This window comes from Vibrio sp. 2033 (assembly GCF_033339735.1).
In genome coordinates, this window is sequence record NZ_JAWOVC010000486.1 from 1 (window position 1) to 621 (window position 621).

The following is a 621-nucleotide window of genomic DNA, read 5'->3' on the forward strand; positions in this document are numbered from 1 at the left end:
TCGACATCATACAGATTCTGCCTGTTGGCCCTGCTAATATCTTAGCCATAACACTTACTGTAACGTTAGTAGGATGAATCAAAGTGGTTACTCATCTAGAAGTCTGTATTGATAATATTGAATCTCTTCATTACGCCATTGCTGGTGGCGCAACTCGTATTGAGCTTTGCTCATCTCTCGCATTGGGTGGCTTAACGCCAAGCTACGGTTTTATGCAGCAAGCGGCCAAACAATCTTCTGTTCCAGTGTATGCCATGATTCGTCCACGCCAAGGCGACTTTTTCTATAACGAAGAGGAACTAGACATGATGCGTTGGGACATCGAAGCGGCCCATCAATCTGGTTTAGATGGAGTGGTGCTAGGCGTACTGACCCAAGAAGGTGATATCCACATGCCGTTTGCCACCGCATTGTGCGAGTTTGCACAAGCACTGGGTCTTGGCATCACGTTTCATCGTGCGTTTGATCAATGTCGCAATGCAGAACAAGCGTTGGAAGATATCATCCATTTAGGTTGCGAACGTATTCTGACTTCAGGCCTCGCTCCATCTGCCCCCGCAGGCGAGAGCGTACTTAAATCTCTTGTGGAACAAGCCCAAGGGCGCATTGCGATCATGGCCG

General features: G+C 48.1%; 1 protein-coding gene. It reads left to right on the plus strand.

The window, feature by feature from the left end; all coding sequences use genetic code 11:
* Positions 1–83 precede the first annotated feature (83 nt).
* Positions 84–621, plus strand: a 538-nt coding sequence (locus tag R7P74_RS27360; protein WP_318123816.1) for a copper homeostasis protein CutC, incomplete at its 3' end; no start/stop codon positions are given.